Genomic DNA, 18,968 nt, shown 5'->3' with positions numbered 1-18,968 from the left:
AATTTATTTCCCGAGAAATATCGGAAAATGCCTGTACAGTATCCTTGTTAGGACAATGATATGACAAATTACAGTTATCTTTAGAGAAGTGAGCTCACCTTGCGGCCATTCAATTGTATTTTCCCTTGGGCCAGTCTGCCAACTACCTCTGGATATAGCTGGCGCTCAACGGATTGAATGGCTGCGGATAAGGATTCCGCTGTATCATGATCGTAAACCTCCACGACACGTTGGGCGATAATCGCACCAGTATCCATCCCCCCGTCCACAAAATGGACGGTGACTCCACTTACCTTCACCCCATAGGCCAATGCCTGTCCAACAGCATCCTTCCCTGGAAATGCCGGAAGCAGGGACGGATGAATATTAATGATTTTCCCAGCGTACGCATCAACCATAACACTGGATAACAAACGCATGTAGCCTGCCAGCACAACGAGATCAATCGATTTCTGCTCCAGCAAAGCCACTAATTCACGCTCATAGTCTTCTCGGGTAGGGTATTCCTTAGGGCGAAAAGTATGACAGACAATTCCAGCTTTTTGTGCTCTAGCTACAGCAGGAGCCGCAGGCTTGTCACAGATGAGCAGTTCTATCGAGGCCCCGCCCAGTTCACCCCGCGCAGCCGCATCCACCAAAGCCTGAAAGTTCGTCCCTTCGCCTGATGCAAAAACAGCAATTCGGTAATTGCTCATTATACCTCGGCTCCCGTAAAGGTCACGATCGAGCTGCCTTCCGTTACTTTTCCGATCACATACGCAGCTTCACCCTGTTCTTTCAGAACTTCCAGTGCGGTCTGTGCATGCTCTGCACCGACAACAATCACCATTCCAATCCCCATATTGAAGGTGGTGAACATGTCTTTGTTGGAGATTTCGCCTTTTTCCTGCATGAGCTGGAAGATTGGCAGAATCGGCCAAGCGCCGTACTGTATATCCACATTAACGTGATCCGGTAACACTCTAGGGATATTTTCAATAAAACCGCCACCAGTGATATGCGCCATGCCTTTTACTTTTACTTTATCCAGCAATGCCAACACAGATTTCACATAAATTTTCGTCGGCTCCAGCAATACATCGCCCAGTCTGCCGTTCAAGCCCTCGATTTCATCATGCAAATCATAGCCTTCCTGTTCCAATAACAGCTTGCGAACCAGGGAAAAGCCATTACTGTGAACTCCACTGGAAGCCAGTCCGATTACAGTATCTCCAGGAGCAATGGAACTGCCGTTAATGATTTTGCTCTTATCTACAATGCCGACAGTGAATCCGGCAATATCATATTCACCCTCGCTGTACATTCCCGGCATTTCTGCAGTTTCACCACCGACCAATGCACACCCCGATTGATGGCAGCCCTCTGCAATACCCGCGACAATCGCTTCGATTTTCTCAGGTATGACCTTGTCACAGGCGAGATAATCGAGAAAAAAGAGCGGCTCCGCGCCCCCGACGACAATGTCGTTTACGCACATCGCAACTGCATCAATACCGATGGTGTCATGGCGATCCATTGCGAAGGCAAGCTTCAGCTTCGTGCCGACACCGTCAGTACCGGAAACGAGTACAGGCTCCGCGTACTTATCTTTATTCAAACCGAACAACGCACCGAATCCGCCCAAGTCCGTGAGCACTTCCGGACGGAAGGTACGTTTGACGTGCTTTTTCATCCGTTCTACTGCTTCATTACCGGCAGCGATATCTACCCCTGCGTTTTTGTATGCTTCGGACATTCATGAACACTCCTTCAAATGATTGACCCTCCTAAGTCCTCCCTAGCAGGGAGGATTCCATGGGGCTGCTCCCCCTGGACCCCTCAAGAGTCGGTCAGATGCGTAGGATTGGGTGCTGCTTGGTGGTGGTTCGTGCTGTGAGTCGCGTGTTTTCCATTGTCATTCGCGGGCCAGCCCGCAAATGACAATGACACGCTTTGGTGCGTGGCCGCCTTTGATAATGGCGGCGAGGGCACGTCCCGGGCTATTTGCTTCACAAAGGCGGGGACGTGCCAGGCAAAGAAGTGAGCAGCGCCAACGGGCGGCTTACTTCTTTGCCCCTTGAGGCAGGCAGCTTCGCCCAGCCTGCTGCCTGAGCCTCGCTTCGCTGGCTCAAGGGCGGCTTTACAGCCGCCCGTTAAAAACTCATGGCATGAAATAGTTATGCCATGAGTTTTTAACGGCCTTACCTCTTCTCTTCCTCGTGGGAACAGAAGAGGTACAGGCACTGCTGTAAAGTAATGCACACCTGAGGAACGCAGCGGGTGGAAGGATTCTGGAGAAGCGCAGCGATCATAAGAACCTTCCACACGCGGAGTGGCTCCCTCAGAACCACCTTCACCTACAACATGCACCGACTGTACCTCTTTTGTTCCCTATTCTCAACAACTACACCCGAACTTTTCTTCACCTTTGAAATCTACCTGAGTCGGATAATCGTTATCGAAACAAGCCAGGCACAAACCGCCCTTGTAATCCTGCTCGTTATTTCCGCCTACCGCGGCAATCAACCCCTCAGCGCTCATAAAGTAAAGCGAGTCAGCGTTAATCTCTTGGCGAATTTCCTCAACGGTTTTGGACGAAGCGATCAGTTCCCGACGATCCGGTGTGTCGATACCGTAGAAGCACGGGTTTTTGAAAGGCGGCGAGGTAATACGTACATGTACTTCTAACGCGCCCGCATCCCGCAGCATATTTACGATTCGACGAGACGTGGTGCCTCGAACGATAGAGTCGTCGATCATAATGACCCGTTTACCCTCAACCACACGGCGTACAGCGCTCAGCTTCATTTTTACACCTTGCTCGCGCAGTTCCTGACTCGGTTGAATGAAGGTACGACCAGTATATTTATTTTTAATCATGCCCAGCTCATAAGGAATACCTGTTTGCTCTGCATAACCAATTGCAGCCGAAATACTGGAATCCGGTACACCGGTAACCAAATCAGCATCGACAAAAGCCTCCAACGCCAGTTGGCTACCCATCCGTTTGCGTGCAGCATGAAGATTAGCCCCGTTCAAATCACTGTCAGGACGAGCAAAATAAATATACTCCATCGCACACAGCGCTTTACGCTGCTTCTCTTCGGTATAACGATCTTCGTGCAATCCATTTTTATCCAGGACGAGCAACTCACCTGGCTCGATATCGCGCAACAGCTCTGCACCAATCGTTTCCAAAGCGCAGGATTCGGATGCAAACAGATATGCATCTCCCAATTTGCCCATCGTTAATGGACGCAAGCCGTTGGGATCAGAAGCCACAAGCAGCTTGTCATTGGTCATAATAAGGAATGCAAACCCACCGACAATACGTTTTAATGCATCTTTGGCAGCCTCTACTAAATCCTTGGACGACCGTGCGATCAAATGAGCTACTACTTCGGTATCGCTGGTCGTTTGAAAAATAGACCCACCCTGCTCCAGCTCATGCCGGATTTGCAAAGCATTCACGATATTTCCGTTTGTCGCTACCGCCAGATCACCATCACGATACTTGAACACCAAAGGTTGTGCATTCGTCAGCTTACTGTCTCCACTTGTCGAGTAGCGCACATGCCCTATGGCAATATCGCCTGTCAACGAAGCCAGCAAATCTTTATTAAATACTTCTTTGACAAGTCCCATCCCACGATGATAATGGAATTCGTCGCCACTGCTCACACAGATCCCTGCGCTTTCCTCACCACGATGCTGAAGCGCATGTAAGCCGTAGTAGGCTAAGGAAGCGGCATCGGAGTGTCTGTACACTCCGAACACGCCGCATTCCTCTTTTAATTTATCAAACAGCCCCTCTTTACCAGAGCCCTCATTATAATAATCTCCAGTCCACAACGTCCGTGCTGTTATTTCATCAGACATGGAATGACATCCTCCCAGATTTGCTTCAAACTAGCAACTGCCTCGTTCAAAGCGGGTTGTCCGTTCACCTCAACTGTCAATTGTGATCCTTCAACTTTTCCCAATACGGTAACTGGCACTTCCAATCCACGCAGATGTGCCTCCAGCGCAGACGCTTTATCCGGCGATGCGGATAACAAAATGCGGGATTGACTTTCGCTGAACAACGCATGGTCAGGACGCAAAGACGTTTCTACGTTGACCTGTGCTCCCAATCCGCCGCTAATTCCAGATTCGGCAAGCGCTACAGCCAATCCGCCCTCTGCGAGGTCATGTGCGGATTGTACCAATCCTGCCTGAATCGCTCCCAGTACTGCGGTCAGCAGTTTTTTCTCTACATTCAAATCCAGCTCAGGCGGACGTCCTTCGGATACACCGTGCACGACAGCCTGGAACTCACTGCCTCCCAGCTCAGCCTTCGTCTCCCCCACTAGGAAAATGACGTCGCCTTCGGCCTTGAAGCCTTGCGTCGTAATATGGTCAGTATCATGTACGAGACCGACCATGCCGACTACAGGCGTTGGATAAATTGCACCTTTGGCGTTCTCGTTGTACAAGCTGACATTTCCTCCGATGACAGGAGTATCCAGCACACGGCAAGCTTCTGCCATACCGTCAACAGCCTTTTCCATTTGCCAGAAAATATCCGGCTTTTCAGGGTTACCGAAGTTGAGATTGTCTGTAATCGCCAACGGTTCGCCGCCAGAGCATACAATGTTACGTGCGGCTTCGCTGACTGCAATCCGTCCGCCTACCTCAGGATCCAGATATACATAACGTCCGTTACAATCCGTGGTCATCGCAAGTCCCTTACGGGTGCCGTGTACAGTCACTACAGCCGCATCTGAGCCCGGACGAACAGCCGTACTGGTGCGAACCATGTAATCATACTGCTCGTATACCCATTTCTTGCTGGCTACACTTGGCGATGAAAGCACCTTTTTCAGCGCACCGTTCAAATCGGTCACTTCTGGGTAACGCAATGTGTCAACAGCAGCATTTTGCTCATAATAAGCTGGAACTTCGGAAGGCTTGTCATAGATCGGGCACTCGTCTACCAGCGCCGTCACTGGCATATCACCCACCACTTCACCGTGATGGAACAAACGCAAACGTCCATCATCCGTTACTTTGCCGACCTTGGCACAAATAACGCCCCAACGTTCGAAAATTTCAAGCGCCTGTGCTTCATCCTTAGGCTCCACTACGAACAGCATCCGTTCTTGTGATTCGGACAGCATCATTTCATAAGGGGTCATACCCTCTTCACGTTGTGGTACCTGATCCAGATACAGCTCAAGACCGTTGCCCGCCTTGCTTGCCATTTCGGCACTGGAGCAGGTAAGTCCCGCTGCGCCCATATCCTGAATACCCAGTACAATACCGCTGTCGATCAGTTCGAGACATGATTCCATAACCAGCTTCTCCATAAATGGATCGCCTACTTGAACCGCAGTCCGATTCGCTTCGGATTCCTCGGTCAGCTCAACAGAGGCGAAGGTTGCTCCGTGAATCCCGTCACGACCTGTCGGCGGGCCCACATAAAACACCGGATTGCCGACCCCTTTTGCCACACCGCGCTGGATTTTATCATGGTCAATCAGTCCGACACACATGGCATTAACGAGTGGATTACCCTCATAGCTTTCATCAAATACAACCTCGCCGCCTACGGTCGGAATACCGATACAGTTTCCATAGCCTGCAATACCGGATACCACATGCTCAAACAGATATTTCACACGGTCGCTCTCCAGCTTGCCAAAACGCAAAGAGTTCAGCACCGCGACAGGTCTTGCACCCATGGAGAAAATATCACGGATAATGCCGCCTACCCCAGTCGCTGCCCCTTGAAAAGGCTCCACAGCGGATGGATGGTTATGACTTTCGATTTTAAATACAACCGCTTGGTTGTCTCCAATATCTACAATCCCTGCTCCTTCACCGGGTCCCATCAGAACTCGCGGACCGCTCGTCGGGAAACGTCTCAGCAACGGCTTGGAGTTTTTGTAAGCACAATGCTCTGACCACATCACACTGAACACGCCGATCTCCGTATAATTCGGCTGACGCCCCATGAATTCACAGATCAGCGCATATTCACTGTCCGACACACCCATCTGCTGATACAGTTTATGTTCGGCAACCTGCTCTGCCGTCGGTTCCTTAGCGGACACTTGCTGCGCCATGACGATCCCTCCAAGCATTCAAAATAGATGTAAACATACGTTTGCCGTCATCCGTGCCAAGCAATGCGTTCACCGCACGTTCCGGGTGGGGCATCATGCCCAGCACGTTACCTTGTTCATTACAAATCCCTGCAATATCGGTCACGGAACCGTTGGGATTATCTTTATACGTAAATACGATCTGATTGTTCGCCTGCAAACGAGCCAGCGTCTCATCATCACAGTAATAGTTGCCTTCACCATGTGCGATCGGAATAATGATCTCTTCACCAGCAGCATAGTCTCTTGTAAAAGGCGTTTGGTTATTCGCAACCTGCAACACCGTATCCCGGCATAGGAATTTCATCGACATATTACGGCGCAAAGCTCCTGGCAATAGCCCGGCTTCGGTCAAAATTTGAAAACCGTTGCAAATCCCCAAAATATATTTGCCTTCGGCAGCCGCTTTGGCTACTTCCTTCATTACCGGGGCAAACCGGGAAATCGCACCGCAGCGCAGATAATCCCCGTAGGAGAAGCCTCCCGGAACAAGAATACAATCGTAAGGTGACAGATCCGTTGCAGTATGCCACACATAATCGACAGGTTCACCGACCGTGTCCTCTATCGCCTTATAGCAGTCAATATCACAGTTGGAGCCCGGAAAAACCAGAACTGCAAATTTCATGGAATCAGCCCTCCAGTTCGTAGCGGTAGTCTTCAATGACCGTGTTGGCCAGCAGCTTTTCACACATCTCGATGATGCGTTTCTCTGCACTCTCGCGGTCTGTTGTATCCAGATTCAGTTCCATATACTTACCAATTCTGACGCTTTCCACTTCTCCGAAACCCATAGAATGCAGTGCGCCCTGCACCGCAACCCCTTGCGGGTCCAAAACGCTTTGCTTAATCGTGACATAGACCGTTGCTTTCATCATGTTCCTTCAGTTCCTCCTCCGAATGAGTGAATCCTATTGGTTGAATTATGATTACTATTTACTGTGCCGTCAGACGCCGCCAAATATCCGTATATCTTGCAGTTGTTTCTTCTACGACCTCAGCAGGCAATGGATCGGGCTTGCTATTCTTGTCCCAACCGGAAGATGCCAAATAGCTTCGCACCGGCTCCTTGTCCATGCTGTCAATCTCCACATCCAGCTCATACTTCTCCTGTGCCCAGAAACGAGATGAATCCGGAGTGAAAATTTCGTCAATCAAAATCACCTTGCCGTCAACAAGACCAAACTCAAACTTGCAATCCGCTAAAATGATTCCCCGCTTATCGCAGAAAGCACGCGCAAATTCGTACAATGCCAAGCTTTTTTCCTCAAGCTCACCGGTTAGCTGGGCCCCGACCAGCTCTTTCATTTGGTGAAGGGAAATGTCCTCATCGTGACCGACATCGTTTTTGGCAGCCGGTGTAAATAAAGGCTTGGGAAAACGTTCATTCTTACGTAGCCCCTTGGGCAATGGAATACCGTTCACCTCACCGGTCTGCTCATACTGACGCCAGCCGCCTCCGGTAATATATCCGCGCACCACACACTCGATGTCGATGCGTTCAGCCTTTAGCGTGACCATGATCCGGTCCTTTAGCAGCTCTTTATGCTGTTCGTCGATGACATGTCCGAGCTTATCTACATCGGTATGCACGACATGGTTCTCCAGCAGGTCTTTCGTCTGTTCAAACCAGAAAGCACTAAGCCTGTTCAATACATTTCCTTTTTCCGGCACGGGCGGTTCCAACACATAATCAAAAGCCGAAATCCGGTCCGTCACGACAATCAGAAAATGTTCTCCGAGATCATACAACTCACGCACTTTACCTTTGTACAAGAGCGGTGCATGAATCAGACCTTCGGCGGTAGACAATGACATTTACAACTTCCTCCTCTTGAAAGAGTTTGCTCTTTGAACCTTTGCCCCTCCCAAATCAACCTTACCCCTCCTAAATCCTCCCCTCGGGGAGGCCCCCAGGACTGCTGCCCTCGGGACTCCCGCAAGGGTTGGCTGGTGAGCAAGGGATGACGAGTTGTTGGAGCTGTAGTGCTGGCAAGCGCGTTCCGCTGGATGAGGCTTGTTTGGCACAAGCTTCATCCAGCAACGCTTTTACGTCGGTGCGGACGGGTGGCTCAAGGCTCCGCTCCTTGAGCCTTGCGCGTTCCTGGAAGGACTGCGGGCTGTTTGCTGCGCAAATTCGGCAGTCCTTCCAGGAACGGTTGCTTGCTGCGATAGAAAAGCAGTGAGACACGGCTTTTCTATCGGTCTTAGAGAGGTGCGGCATCTTATGTGCCGCACCTTCCCTAGCTCTGCTCCCGCATGAGAGTTGGTGCTGGAAGCAGCGGAGCGGACGGAATCGTTCTGGAGAAGCGTTAGCGCTTGCCTTTGCCCCTGGATTCCAACCTTTGCAGGTTGTCCAATTAGGAATCCAGGGGCAACAGCAATCGGAAGAATGATCCGTACGCGCAGCAGTCTCATCACGCTCCTGATCCGCTCCAAGCCCCAACCTTCCCTCTTACTCCCCTAATCCCAGCTTTTTAAAGATCGTATCCACGTTCTTCAAATGCCAAGCCGGGTTGAACGCATCCTCGATTTCATCTGGACTGAGCACGGCGGTAATTTCCGGAGTCGCCTCGACAATTTCGCGGAACTGGCGTTGCTCTTCCCATGCCTGCATAGCACGCGGCTGCACAGTATCGTACGCTTTTTCACGGCTGAAGCCCTTATCGATCAGCTTCGTCATAATACGGCCAGAGAATGGCACACCATACGTACGCGCCATATTGCGCTTCATATTTTCAGGGAAGACCGTCAGATTTTTCACGATATTGCCAAAACGGTTCAGCATGTAGTTCAACAGCATCGTTGCATCAGGCAGAATGATACGTTCTACAGAAGAATGCGAAATGTCGCGCTCATGCCACAGCGTTACATTCTCATACGCCGATACCATATGCCCGCGAATCACACGTGCCAGACCGGAGATGTTTTCACTTCCGATCGGATTGCGTTTATGCGGCATTGCAGAAGATCCTTTTTGACCTTTGGCGAAGGCTTCTTCCACCTCACGGAATTCACTCTTTTGCAGGGCACGGACTTCTGTAGCAAACTTGTCCAACGATGTGGCGATCAATGCCAACGTGGCCATATATTCAGCATGACGATCACGCTGGAGCGTTTGTGTAGAAATCGGAGCAGGCTTGGTGCCGAGCTTGCGGCATACGAATTCTTCCACAGCAGGATCGATGTTGGCGTATGTTCCGACTGCACCAGACATTTTGCCGTATTGTACCTGATCGGCAGCATGGCGGAAACGTTCCAGATTCCGCTTCATTTCTTCGTACCACAGGGCCATTTTCAGTCCGAATGTGGTTGGCTCAGCATGCACTCCATGTGTACGTCCCATCATCGGTGTGTGCTTGTAAGCCAATGCCTTTTCCTTCAAAATTTCAATAAAATTCAGAATATCCCGTTCCAGAATTTCATTCGCCTGCTTTAACAGATAGCCCAAGGCCGTATCAACCACGTCTGTGGAGGTTAGACCGTAATGTACCCATTTGCGCTCGTCGCCAAGACTTTCGGACACCGTGCGGGTAAAAGCAATAACATCATGTCTTGTCTCCTGCTCAATTTCATAGATCCGTTCAATGTCAAAACTTGCATTTTTGCGTAGAGCCACGGTATCTTCTTTCGGGATAACCCCTAATTCTGCCCATGCTTCACAGGCACACAGTTCTACTTCCAGCCAAGCCTTAAATTTATTTTCTTCCGTCCAAATCGCTCTCATTTCCGGTCTGCTATAGCGTTCGATCATAACTATTTATTCCCCCAAATATTGGTTTGATCAATCCATTCCAGCGCTTGTTCCGTATCCTGGCACAATAGATTAATATGTCCCATCTTTCGGCCTGGCTTGGCTTCACTTTTTCCATACAAATGCAGCTTCGGAACAACATTCAATCTTTCAGCTTCAGCGTCTGATTGTCCGAAACGCCGAATCACGTCCTCCAAATGCTCACCCAGTACATTGACCATCACAACCGGAGTTAGCAGCTTCGTGTTGCCCAGTGGCAAACCGCAAATCGCACGTATATGCTGCTCAAATTGCGATGTCGCGCATCCCTCCATCGTGTAGTGACCGGAGTTATGGGGTCGTGGTGCCAACTCATTAACGTATAATTGTCCTTCTTCGGTGACAAACATCTCCACAGCGAGCAGTCCTACCGCACCCAATGACTCCGCCACAGCTAGCGCCAATTTGCGTGCTTCCTCCTGGACAGGTTCAGGTACACGCGCGGGTACAATCGACGTGTGCAAAATGTTGTTTACGTGAATGTTCTCTGCAGGTGGAAAGGCTTTGGCTTCACCGTTCGTACTGCGAGCTACAATCACTGAGATCTCACAGCGAAAACGGATGAACTGTTCCAACACCAGTTCCGCACCGCCTCCAGCCAGTTGTTCGTAGGCATCCTTGGCCTGCTCTGTTTGGCGAATGACCACTTGGCCCTTGCCATCATAACCGCCGACTGCTGTTTTGAGCACACACGGAACACCCAGTTCAGCTACCGCTCGAACCATATCAGCAGAACTGCTGATTTCGCGATATGGAGCGACAGGAACACCAGCTGCTTCAATAGAACGTTTTTCCCGCAAACGATGTTGTGTCGTGTACAAAAGGCTGCTGCCCTGCGGTACACTCGATTCCTGTTCCAAAAGCTCGGCTACACCCGCATCCACATTTTCAAACTCATACGTGATCACATCACAGCGTCCAGCCAACTCTCTGGCCGCGCGCTCATCATCGTAGGCAGCACGGATTTGTTCGGATACCTGTCCACACGGACTATCTGGTGTAGGGTCCAGCGTTACGAAGCGATAGCCTAGGTTTGTTCCTGCCAGTACAAGCATTCTTCCTAATTGCCCGCCTCCCAAAATCCCAACTACTGTGCCAGGAGGGCGGATACGGCCTGCGAGTTCACTTGCTTCATTCATAGCGAGTCACTGCCTTCCAGTACCTCGTCACGGATACGATCGCGTCTTGCCACAACCCGCTGACTTATCTTTTCGTCAAAAGCACCTAAGATTTGTGCGGCCAGCAGCCCTGCGTTGGTAGAGCCTGCCTTACCGATTGCCACAGTGGCAACTGGAATACCACCCGGCATCTGCACAATGGAGAGCAGGGAGTCCAGCCCATTCAGAGCCTTCGACTGGACAGGCACACCAATCACTGGCAAGGATGTCTTTGCAGCCACCATACCCGGCAGATGCGCAGCCCCACCCGCTCCAGCGATAATGACCTTTAGTCCGCGTCCAGCGGCCTCCTCTGCAAAACGAAACATTAAATCCGGTGTACGATGGGCTGAAACTACTTTTTTCTCATATCCGATTTCAAGCTCGTCCAGCACAGCACATGCATGTTGCATGGTGTCCCAGTCTGATGTGCTGCCCATAATGACAGCGACCTGCACTGACATGTCCTTCACTCCCTGTTTATCAATAAGCGCCAAAAATCCGGCACTCGAAAATAACGTTATTTTCAAGACACCGGACTACGAAAAAACAAACGACAGAGCCTCTTAAAGGCATGCCAAAAGCAAGCCTGTTCCACCGCATCCAATGCGGCTTCAGCCGTATGTCTCCCGTAGTCCGGAAATTTAAGGTTTCCAGGTAGAAACTTCCGGGCCATATCCCCGGCATTATACGAGTTAGGATTGTGCTTACTCCATACCAAACGATATACTTTTCCAGCATCATCGTGATGGGTTTCTGCTCCAACATGTGTACCTAATTAAATTGTACCTAAAGTTCATTTTTTATCGACAATACACTTCATAGTTTAACAATTCCCTACACCCTATGTCAACTTGAAAACGAACATTGTTATAATGATGCAATTAAATGTTCGTGTTTAACAAAAACATGACCCTTAATATGCACACCTCAGGACTATTGTATTACATTTAGCTATCTCTCTGCCTACACTGATAACAGCCTGTAATACATCTGACTCACAAAAATAAAAAGCCGGCACTTCCTGTACAGGTAGTGATCCGACTTTTACTTTTTTACTCCGTTATTTTACGACCAGCACAGGGATGCGCGCATGCTGCACCACGTTGTGACTTACGCTACCCAATACAAATTCACGAATACCGCCTAAACCGCGACTGCCGATCACAATCACATCGAAGCCATTCTCATTGGCATAATCCAAAATGACTTCGGCTGGCGAACCTTGAATCAGCTCCACCTTGGCATCTACACCTTGCTCAGCAAGCCGCTTTTTAACCTCATCCGTAGTTTGCTCAGCCAAATCATAATATTCTTTATTCACCGAAGCTGGAATTGGAGCCAAACCTTCGCCCATAAAAATCCGTGGGAAATCGAATGCTGTTACGACCTCAAGCTGCGAGGAGGGTGATGCCTTTACCAATTCAGCCGCCTTCAATAAGGCTTTGTTGGATGCATCCGAACCGTCATAAGCAAGCAACACTTTTGAAAATAGCATAATACGCACCTCTTCCGAATTCAGTTTGTTAAAGCAAAAAACGAGAATTATGTATTCCTGTGGTTGTTCACTTCATTACACCCTGTGATAGCCGAGAGAAAATAGTCTTCTCAATCCTCATTAAACTTACCTGTGAGAAGCTAAACTCCAGCCTTACCGTAAAAAATATCCATAGAGCAATGCGTTAATGAATAGCAACGCAGGAATACCTAATTTAAAGCTCATATGACGTGTTTTATGGCGTTTACGGTACATCGCAATGAGTACACCCAATGCCCCGCCGATCAGGGCCAGCAAAAATAATGTCCGTTCAGGTACACGATCACGGTGTTTACGTGCTCTCTTTTTATCCTCCGACATTACCAGATAGCCTACTGCATTGATGAACAGCAGCCATACCAACAAGCCTGTCTGCAATGTCTCTCCTCCTTTTGCACACCGTACCCGTTTCAGGTATTAGGACTGATATAGGACTCTCTCCTTCATTATAACCTTACCCCTTTTATAGAAACAACGCCTTCTCTGATTGGGAAAACGTTTTTGCGGAAATAGTAACGGGGTATGAGGGAATTCCCAAGTGCATCTATTTTCATTAAAGGAGGAACTGTAATGGAAAGTACCCATGAATACGTTGAGAAACTGCGAGAAAATGCAAAAAAGGCAGAACATAACCGTAAACGAGGAAAAGGAACTCCCAGCGCCAGCTTGCCAACAAAACAGCATAGCAAAAACCCCTGATCATGGATCTATATTTCAACTATAAAACCATGTAATACCGTAAAACATCAACTACACCCTTGTCACTCTCATTAAATGAGATTAAAGGTACACTCCGTCGTTGTTCACCTTTTACCACAAACAACAAGCAGACTCTTTTTGAGATTTCTGCTTGTTGTTTTGTTTTCAAATCTCTTCCATTCAGGTATAATTAAAGCGATTACATATATAAAAACAAATTTCCGTGTCATATTTCATAACATAGTTATTGACTAAAGATATTCTCACACTCTATAATGCGTGATATTAACGTAATTCGACAAAATTTTTGTCAGTTAATCTATCATTAATATTTCAAGGTTTAAGATTGGAGAGGAGCTTTATATGACTAACATGAAAAAAATGACAATGATTCCCCTGTTGGCCAGCTTTATTCTCGGAAGTACCTTATGGAGTGGTGGATTTACTGCTAACGCTGCGACCGCAGCTACAACCAGCACAACGGTATCTACTGTTACTCCCACTACTACTCCCGACAAACAAACCAATCATTTACCCAATATTAAAATATTGGCCACAGGAGGGACCATTGCAGGGTCATCCTCCGTCAACACAGATACAACCGGCTATAAAGCTGGTGCATTAGGTGTTGAAACCTTGATCAATGCTGTTCCTGAGATGAAAAGTATTGCAAATGTCAGTGGTGAGCAAGTAGTTAACGTAGGTAGCCCTGATGTTAATAATGAAATCCTCTTAAAACTTGCCAAACGCACCAACGAACTGCTCGCCAGAGACGATGTAGATGGTATTGTTATCACCCATGGTACAGACACGTTAGAAGAAACCGCTTATTTCCTCAACCTTGTCGTTAAGAGCGATAAGCCTGTGGTTGTCGTTGGCTCTATGCGCCCAGCTACTGCCATCAGTGCCGATGGTCCATTCAATCTTTATAATGCTGTAAAAGTTGCCGGAGCTCCGACCTCCAAAGGTCAAGGCGTACTCGTATTGCTGAACGATCGCATCGGTGCAGCAAGATACATCACAAAAACGAACACAACAGCAGTCGATACGTTCAAGTCTGTAGAGCAGGGATACCTTGGAGCTGTTGTAGGCGATCAGGTCTACTACTACAACAAATCCACTCATAAGCATACGACTTCTTCTGTATTCGACATCTCCAATCTGACTCAGCTGCCACAAGTAGATATTTTATACGAGTATCAAAACAATGGTCGCTACCTGTATGATGCAGCCGTAGCAGCTGGTGCCAAGGGCATAGTGGTTGCCGGTTCCGGTAATGGCTCCTTGTCCAAAACCTCCTCAGAAGGCGCAGAGGCCGCAGGTAAAAAAGGAGTGATTATCGCCCGCTCCACTCGCGTAGGAAGTGGAGTTGTATCCCCATCGACAACAGACGCAGCATCGAACTTTGTGTCCACCGATTCGCTCAATCCACAAAAAGCACGGATTTTGCTCATGCTCGCTTTGACCCAGACGCACGATGTGAACCAAATTCAAACTTTCTTTAATGAATACTAAGGGCAATCATCCCAAATCCAATAAATACAACATCCTTATTATGAAAAAGAAGCAGCAGTTACGGTTCACCACCGTACTGCTGCTTCTTTTATGCAATATAATTTTTGTCACCAATCACTATTTCATCTGGTATTTAATCGTCTTGATGCTTTACAAGCCATTCGTTTTCCCTTATATGCAGCATCAAGAATGCTGTTTGGGAATTCCGTTCAAGCTTGGAGGATATTTAGCTTGCTTCTCTGGACGAGCAGCGATTTCTTCCTCCAGTATACTTGATTTATTTTGCTGATTATTAATTTTAAGCGGCTTATGTTTGGGCATAAATACTCACCTCCTCGGATTACCATGCCAAGGAGTGAGCTTTTTTATACCGACTTATGCCTGCTGATTGTGTTGCTTGTATATGTTGGGCTATTCTTTACTCGCCCTGCTTTTGCTCCATTGCCGCTTTTAGCAAATCACCCAAACTGGAACCAAAAGATTCTTTCTTTTCAAATTGTTTTACCAACTTTTGCTGTTCCCGTTTGTTTACCCGTTGTTTGTCCTTATCCAGCGTCTCCGTAATACCGCAAGGTAAGCATCTTACATACAAACCTGCTTTGCCCTCTTTCATTTCCATCTTTTTATGACACTGCGGGCAACGTCGATTGGACAAGCGTTTTTCCCCCGAACGACGGTAACCGCAATCCGCACTTGGGCATACGAGAAACTTACCTTTCTTACCTTTCTTCTCCAGCAATTTTGTACCACAATCCGGGCAATGGCTATTCGTCACGTTATGAGGCTTGTACTCCGCACTGCTATTTTTCACAGTAGCAACCAGTTCTTTCGCCATCGCACGGATAGAATTCAAAAATGGCTCAGGTTGTCCTTGACCACGAGCTATACGTTCCAACTCTGCTTCCCAACGTGCCGTCAATTCAGGCGTTCTCAGCTGCGGAGCCGCCAGTTCGATCAGTTGCTTGCCTTTGCCGGTTGGATGCATCACATTCCCCTGGCGTTCTATCGTATCGGAACTGACGAGTTTCTCAATCAGATCTGCGCGCGTAGCTGGAGTACCCAAACCATGCTTTTCCATCTGAGCCAGCAAGGCCGCTTCTGTATACCGCTTCGGCGGCATCGTTCGTCCAGCTCGTACAATGCAACGCTGCAATTGGACGGAGTCTCCTTTTTTCAGCTCAGGCAAAATAACGTCCCGTCCATTATTTTCACGCTCATCTGCTTCTTCCTCGTCCAATTCATAATGACTTTCGTCATATACAGCACGCCAACCGCTATTTTTTATAGTTGTACCTTTGACCTGAAACGTTTCCTGCTCCACCATGACCGATACAGCTACAGCATCATAACGTGCAGATGGGTAGAACAGACTGATAAAACGGCGCGCAATCAGATCATACAGTTTACGTTCCTCTGGGCTCAGCTGATTAAGCAATAATGTCTGCTCAGTAGGAATAATCGCATGGTGATCTGTAACTTTACTGTCATCCACAACTCGTTTTGTGATTGGCAAGTTGTTACGCAATAGCGGACGTGCTAAAGAAGCATACGGACCTACTGCTACGCTACTGAGTCTTTCCTTAAGTGAATCCACCATATCCGATGTAAGATAACGGCTGTCTGTGCGTGGATAGGTCACCAGCTTATGCTGCTCATACAGCCGCTGAAGAACATTGGACGTCTGCTTGGCCGAGAAGCCGTAGCGCTGGTTAGCATCTCTTTGCAGCTCAGTTAAATCATACGCCAGCGGATGAGGCTCGTTCTTTTCACTCTTTTTCACACTCACCACTGTACCTTTGGCCCCTTCGAGCCTGCGGCGCAAAGTCTCTGCATGAGTACGGTCAAACATGCGTGAATCCCCGTTTTCTGCCCGCCAAGTTGCTTGAAAATAGCCAAAATCCGCCGTCAAAGTATCATATTCCTGAGAACGAAACTGGGTGATCTCCTTCTCACGTTCCATGATCATTCCCAGTGTTGGTGTCTGTACCCTTCCAGCCGAAAGCTGGGCGTTGTAACGAACCGTCAACGCACGAGTTACATTGAGACCAATCATCCAATCTGCTTCAGCCCTACAGCGAGCCGATTCATATAGACGGTCAAACTGCTGACCAGGCAATAATTTTGCAAAACCTGCCTTGATGGCCTTATCCGTCTGCGAGGAAATCCATAAGCGTCGGAAAGGCTTTCTCCAGTTTGCCATTTGTATAATCCAACGCGCCAACAGTTCGCCTTCACGAGCAGCATCTGTTGCCACGATAAGTTCCCCAATATCCTGTCGTTTCATCAGCTGTTGTACAGCTTTGAACTGATGATTGCTCTCCCGTAATACCTTTAACTTGGCGTTCTTCGGAAGAATGGGCAAGTCCTCCAAGTTCCAATTCGCATACTTAGAATCGTAATCCTCAGGCTCTGCTAAGCCGACCAAATGACCCAGTGCCCATGTCACTACATACTTTGGGCCTTCTATATAACTTTTATGTTTCTCACGGCTGCCCATCACTCGTGCAATCTCTCTGGCCACGGATGGTTTTTCTGCCAATACCAATACCTTCATGTTACGCTCCTTTCTCTCTTAATGTTAATTATACCATCCTGCCATCTTACGATAAATCTAATGCGAACGTCTATTTACATGATCTTTCATTACTATTACTATTGCTTATGCATTAATTAGACCAACTTACAAATCGGACACACTCCATTTTAATAGCAGACCTGCATACGTCAGGCCTCCCCCAAATCCATATAACACCACACGTTGTCCATATCTTAAACGTCCATCATCCAATCCACACTGTAAAGCCAACGGAATGGACGCCGCAGAGGTATTTCCATACAACTCTACACTCGTCAGCGTCTTTTCCAAAGGTACTGCACTTTTTTCACATATCGACTCAATCATTCTCATATTAGCGCTATGAGGTACAAACCAGTCAAGATCCTCCTTCTTCATATTTGCCTTATTCATTAATCGTTCGATTCCAGTTGGAACAGAGCGTACAGCCCATTTATAAACCTCACGTCCATTTTGAGCGATAAATCCATTATCTTGCAGCTTCTCTCCGTCCAAATAGTTGGACAATCCTGCGCGGTAAAGATGTGCTCCACCTTGCCCAAAGGTTCCTATGTCTGAGGTCAAAAATGACCCTTCATCCTCGTCATATTCAACTAGTGCAACTCCTGCCCCATCTCCAAAAAGAACACATGTCGTGCGGTCTGTATAATCTGTAATTTTGGATAATGTTTCGGCTCCGATCACTAGAACCTTATGATGTAGCCCACCCGTAATAAGGCCATTTGCCAAATGAAGCCCATAGGCAAAACCTGCACACGCAGCACTAACATCCATTGACCCTGTATTCGGAATATTAAAATAGGCCTGAATACGAGAAGCCGTACTAGGAAAATAGTAATCAGGGGTGCTCGTCGCTACAATGATCATGTCAACGTCGTCTACATTTACGTTATAAAGGTTAACCATACGTTTAATAGCTTGTATACACAAATCAGATACGTATTGATCTTCAGCCGCAATACGTCGCTCCCGCATCCCCGTTCTTTGTACAATCCACTCGTCACTAGTGTCCACAAGCTTCTCCAAGTCGGCGTTCGTTAAAATCCGTTCAGGTACATAAGTGCCAAGGGCCGTTAACTTTGCTTTTGAATTCAACATTCTGATCACTCTCCTTTAAAGTCCTTATTCATATTATAACACCAGATACTAATACCTGGTACTAATTTTCTTCAAAAAATATCTATCTATGTAATAGCTAATATCCACAGATTTAGCTGAACTTATAACCAACTTACTCTAATTAAAATTCAACTGTTATTTAACACAAAAAAGACCATGATCTCAATAGGATCATGGTCTTTTTTACTTGTTGCTTGGCAACGTCCTACTCTCCCAGGACCCTGCGGTCCAAGTACCATCGGCGCTGGAGGGCTTAACGGTCGTGTTCGAGATGGGTACGTGTGGAACCCCTCCGCTATCGCCACCAAACATGAATTTGCTCTGCAAATTCTTTCGTAGGGTTATTCGGTTCATCACAGATTGTGTGAATGAATAGCCTTACGCTTGTCGTATGTACTTCTACATACCTTCAAGGTTACACCCTGAAAACTGGATCCGAAACTTCCTT

Annotated in this window: 19 protein-coding genes, 1 rRNA gene and 1 riboswitch; of the genes, 2 read left to right on the top strand and 18 right to left on the bottom strand. The window is 47.9% G+C overall.

The window, feature by feature from the left end:
• Window positions 1-80 precede the first annotated feature (80 nt).
• The 14 genes from purN to FKV70_RS00030 all read right to left on the bottom strand — a co-directional run bounded on the left by purN (window position 81) and on the right by FKV70_RS00030 (window position 12,990).
• On the bottom strand, window positions 81-695 hold the full coding sequence (gene purN / locus FKV70_RS00090) for a phosphoribosylglycinamide formyltransferase (RefSeq protein ID WP_142611426.1): 615 nt from the start codon (window positions 693-695) through the stop codon (window positions 81-83).
• Window positions 695-1,735 carry a phosphoribosylformylglycinamidine cyclo-ligase gene (gene purM, locus FKV70_RS00085; RefSeq protein ID WP_142611425.1) on the bottom strand — a complete coding sequence of 347 codons (1,041 nt, stop codon included), beginning with the start codon at window positions 1,733-1,735 and terminating at the stop codon, window positions 695-697. The genes purN and purM overlap by 1 nt, the downstream gene beginning before the upstream one ends.
• Before the next feature lie 253 nt (window positions 1,736-1,988).
• Window positions 1,989-2,111: a hypothetical protein gene (locus FKV70_RS26835; RefSeq protein WP_280115048.1), complete on the bottom strand. Its 123-nt coding sequence runs from the start codon at window positions 2,109-2,111 to the stop codon at window positions 1,989-1,991.
• A gap of 265 nt (window positions 2,112-2,376) precedes the next feature.
• Window positions 2,377-3,858, bottom strand: a complete 1,482-nt coding sequence (purF, locus tag FKV70_RS00080; protein WP_063209729.1) for an amidophosphoribosyltransferase — start codon at window positions 3,856-3,858, stop codon at window positions 2,377-2,379.
• Window positions 3,843-6,086: a phosphoribosylformylglycinamidine synthase subunit PurL gene (purL, locus tag FKV70_RS00075; RefSeq protein WP_063209727.1), complete on the bottom strand. Its 2,244-nt coding sequence runs from the start codon at window positions 6,084-6,086 to the stop codon at window positions 3,843-3,845. The genes purF and purL overlap by 16 nt, the downstream gene beginning before the upstream one ends.
• Window positions 6,064-6,753, bottom strand: coding sequence for a phosphoribosylformylglycinamidine synthase subunit PurQ (gene purQ, locus FKV70_RS00070; protein ID WP_063209725.1), 690 nt, complete (start codon window positions 6,751-6,753; stop codon window positions 6,064-6,066). Before purQ ends, purL begins: the two co-directional genes overlap by 23 nt.
• A 4-nt stretch (window positions 6,754-6,757) precedes the next feature.
• Window positions 6,758-7,003 (bottom strand): phosphoribosylformylglycinamidine synthase subunit PurS, encoded by a 246-nt coding sequence (gene purS, locus FKV70_RS00065; protein ID WP_063209723.1) that lies wholly within the window; start codon window positions 7,001-7,003, stop codon window positions 6,758-6,760.
• Between the two features lie 58 nt (window positions 7,004-7,061).
• Entirely contained in the window at window positions 7,062-7,943 is an 882-nt protein-coding gene (locus FKV70_RS00060) for a phosphoribosylaminoimidazolesuccinocarboxamide synthase (protein WP_142611424.1), read from the bottom strand.
• Between the two features lie 70 nt (window positions 7,944-8,013).
• The gene (locus FKV70_RS26310; protein WP_244310589.1) at window positions 8,014-8,571 is read right to left on the bottom strand and encodes a hypothetical protein; all 558 of its coding nucleotides are present in this window, start codon (window positions 8,569-8,571) and stop codon (window positions 8,014-8,016) included.
• Between the two features lie 9 nt (window positions 8,572-8,580).
• Window positions 8,581-9,879 (bottom strand): adenylosuccinate lyase, encoded by a 1,299-nt coding sequence (gene purB / locus FKV70_RS00050; protein WP_064795800.1) that lies wholly within the window; start codon window positions 9,877-9,879, stop codon window positions 8,581-8,583.
• 2 nt (window positions 9,880-9,881) lie between these two features.
• Window positions 9,882-11,057, bottom strand: coding sequence for a 5-(carboxyamino)imidazole ribonucleotide synthase (gene purK / locus FKV70_RS00045; protein WP_142611423.1), 1,176 nt, complete (start codon window positions 11,055-11,057; stop codon window positions 9,882-9,884).
• Window positions 11,054-11,539, bottom strand: a complete 486-nt coding sequence (gene purE, locus FKV70_RS00040; RefSeq protein WP_013369467.1) for a 5-(carboxyamino)imidazole ribonucleotide mutase — start codon at window positions 11,537-11,539, stop codon at window positions 11,054-11,056. The genes purK and purE overlap by 4 nt, the downstream gene beginning before the upstream one ends.
• Before the next feature lie 148 nt (window positions 11,540-11,687).
• Window positions 11,688-11,789, bottom strand: a riboswitch (purine riboswitch).
• Between the two features lie 349 nt (window positions 11,790-12,138).
• Complete coding sequence (locus FKV70_RS00035; protein ID WP_063209715.1) at window positions 12,139-12,573, bottom strand: universal stress protein; 435 nt, start codon at window positions 12,571-12,573, stop codon at window positions 12,139-12,141.
• 153 nt (window positions 12,574-12,726) lie between these two features.
• A complete protein-coding gene (locus tag FKV70_RS00030) occupies window positions 12,727-12,990 on the bottom strand; it encodes a DUF1294 domain-containing protein (RefSeq protein WP_063209713.1) in 264 nt (87 codons plus the stop codon).
• 192 nt (window positions 12,991-13,182) lie between these two features.
• On the opposite strand from FKV70_RS00030, the gene FKV70_RS00025 reads away from it, so the two are divergent.
• The gene (locus tag FKV70_RS00025) at window positions 13,183-13,311 is read left to right on the top strand and encodes a DUF4023 family protein (protein ID WP_010348779.1); all 129 of its coding nucleotides are present in this window, start codon (window positions 13,183-13,185) and stop codon (window positions 13,309-13,311) included.
• 363 nt (window positions 13,312-13,674) lie between these two features.
• Entirely contained in the window at window positions 13,675-14,826 is a 1,152-nt protein-coding gene (locus tag FKV70_RS00020; protein ID WP_142611422.1) for a type II asparaginase, read from the top strand.
• 183 nt (window positions 14,827-15,009) lie between these two features.
• Here the strand turns inward: FKV70_RS00020 and FKV70_RS26005 are convergent, their stop codons facing one another.
• The 4 genes from FKV70_RS26005 to rrf all read right to left on the bottom strand — a co-directional run bounded on the left by FKV70_RS26005 (window position 15,010) and on the right by rrf (window position 18,829).
• Window positions 15,010-15,147 carry a hypothetical protein gene (locus tag FKV70_RS26005; protein WP_167669701.1) on the bottom strand — a complete coding sequence of 46 codons (138 nt, stop codon included), beginning with the start codon at window positions 15,145-15,147 and terminating at the stop codon, window positions 15,010-15,012.
• 97 nt (window positions 15,148-15,244) lie between these two features.
• A complete protein-coding gene (locus FKV70_RS00015; protein ID WP_142611421.1) occupies window positions 15,245-17,380 on the bottom strand; it encodes a DNA topoisomerase III in 2,136 nt (711 codons plus the stop codon).
• A 126-nt stretch (window positions 17,381-17,506) separates the two neighbouring features.
• Entirely contained in the window at window positions 17,507-18,499 is a 993-nt protein-coding gene (locus FKV70_RS00010; protein ID WP_142611420.1) for a ketoacyl-ACP synthase III, read from the bottom strand.
• Between the two features lie 213 nt (window positions 18,500-18,712).
• Window positions 18,713-18,829 (bottom strand): 5S ribosomal RNA (gene rrf / locus FKV70_RS00005).
• Window positions 18,830-18,968 lie beyond the last annotated feature (139 nt).

The organism is Paenibacillus ottowii, assembly GCF_006874425.1.
Taxonomy (GTDB): Bacteria; Bacillota; Bacilli; order Paenibacillales; family Paenibacillaceae; genus Paenibacillus; species Paenibacillus ottowii.
Note: the sequence above shows the minus strand (reverse complement) of the source record. Positions and strands in the feature narration are given on the sequence as shown.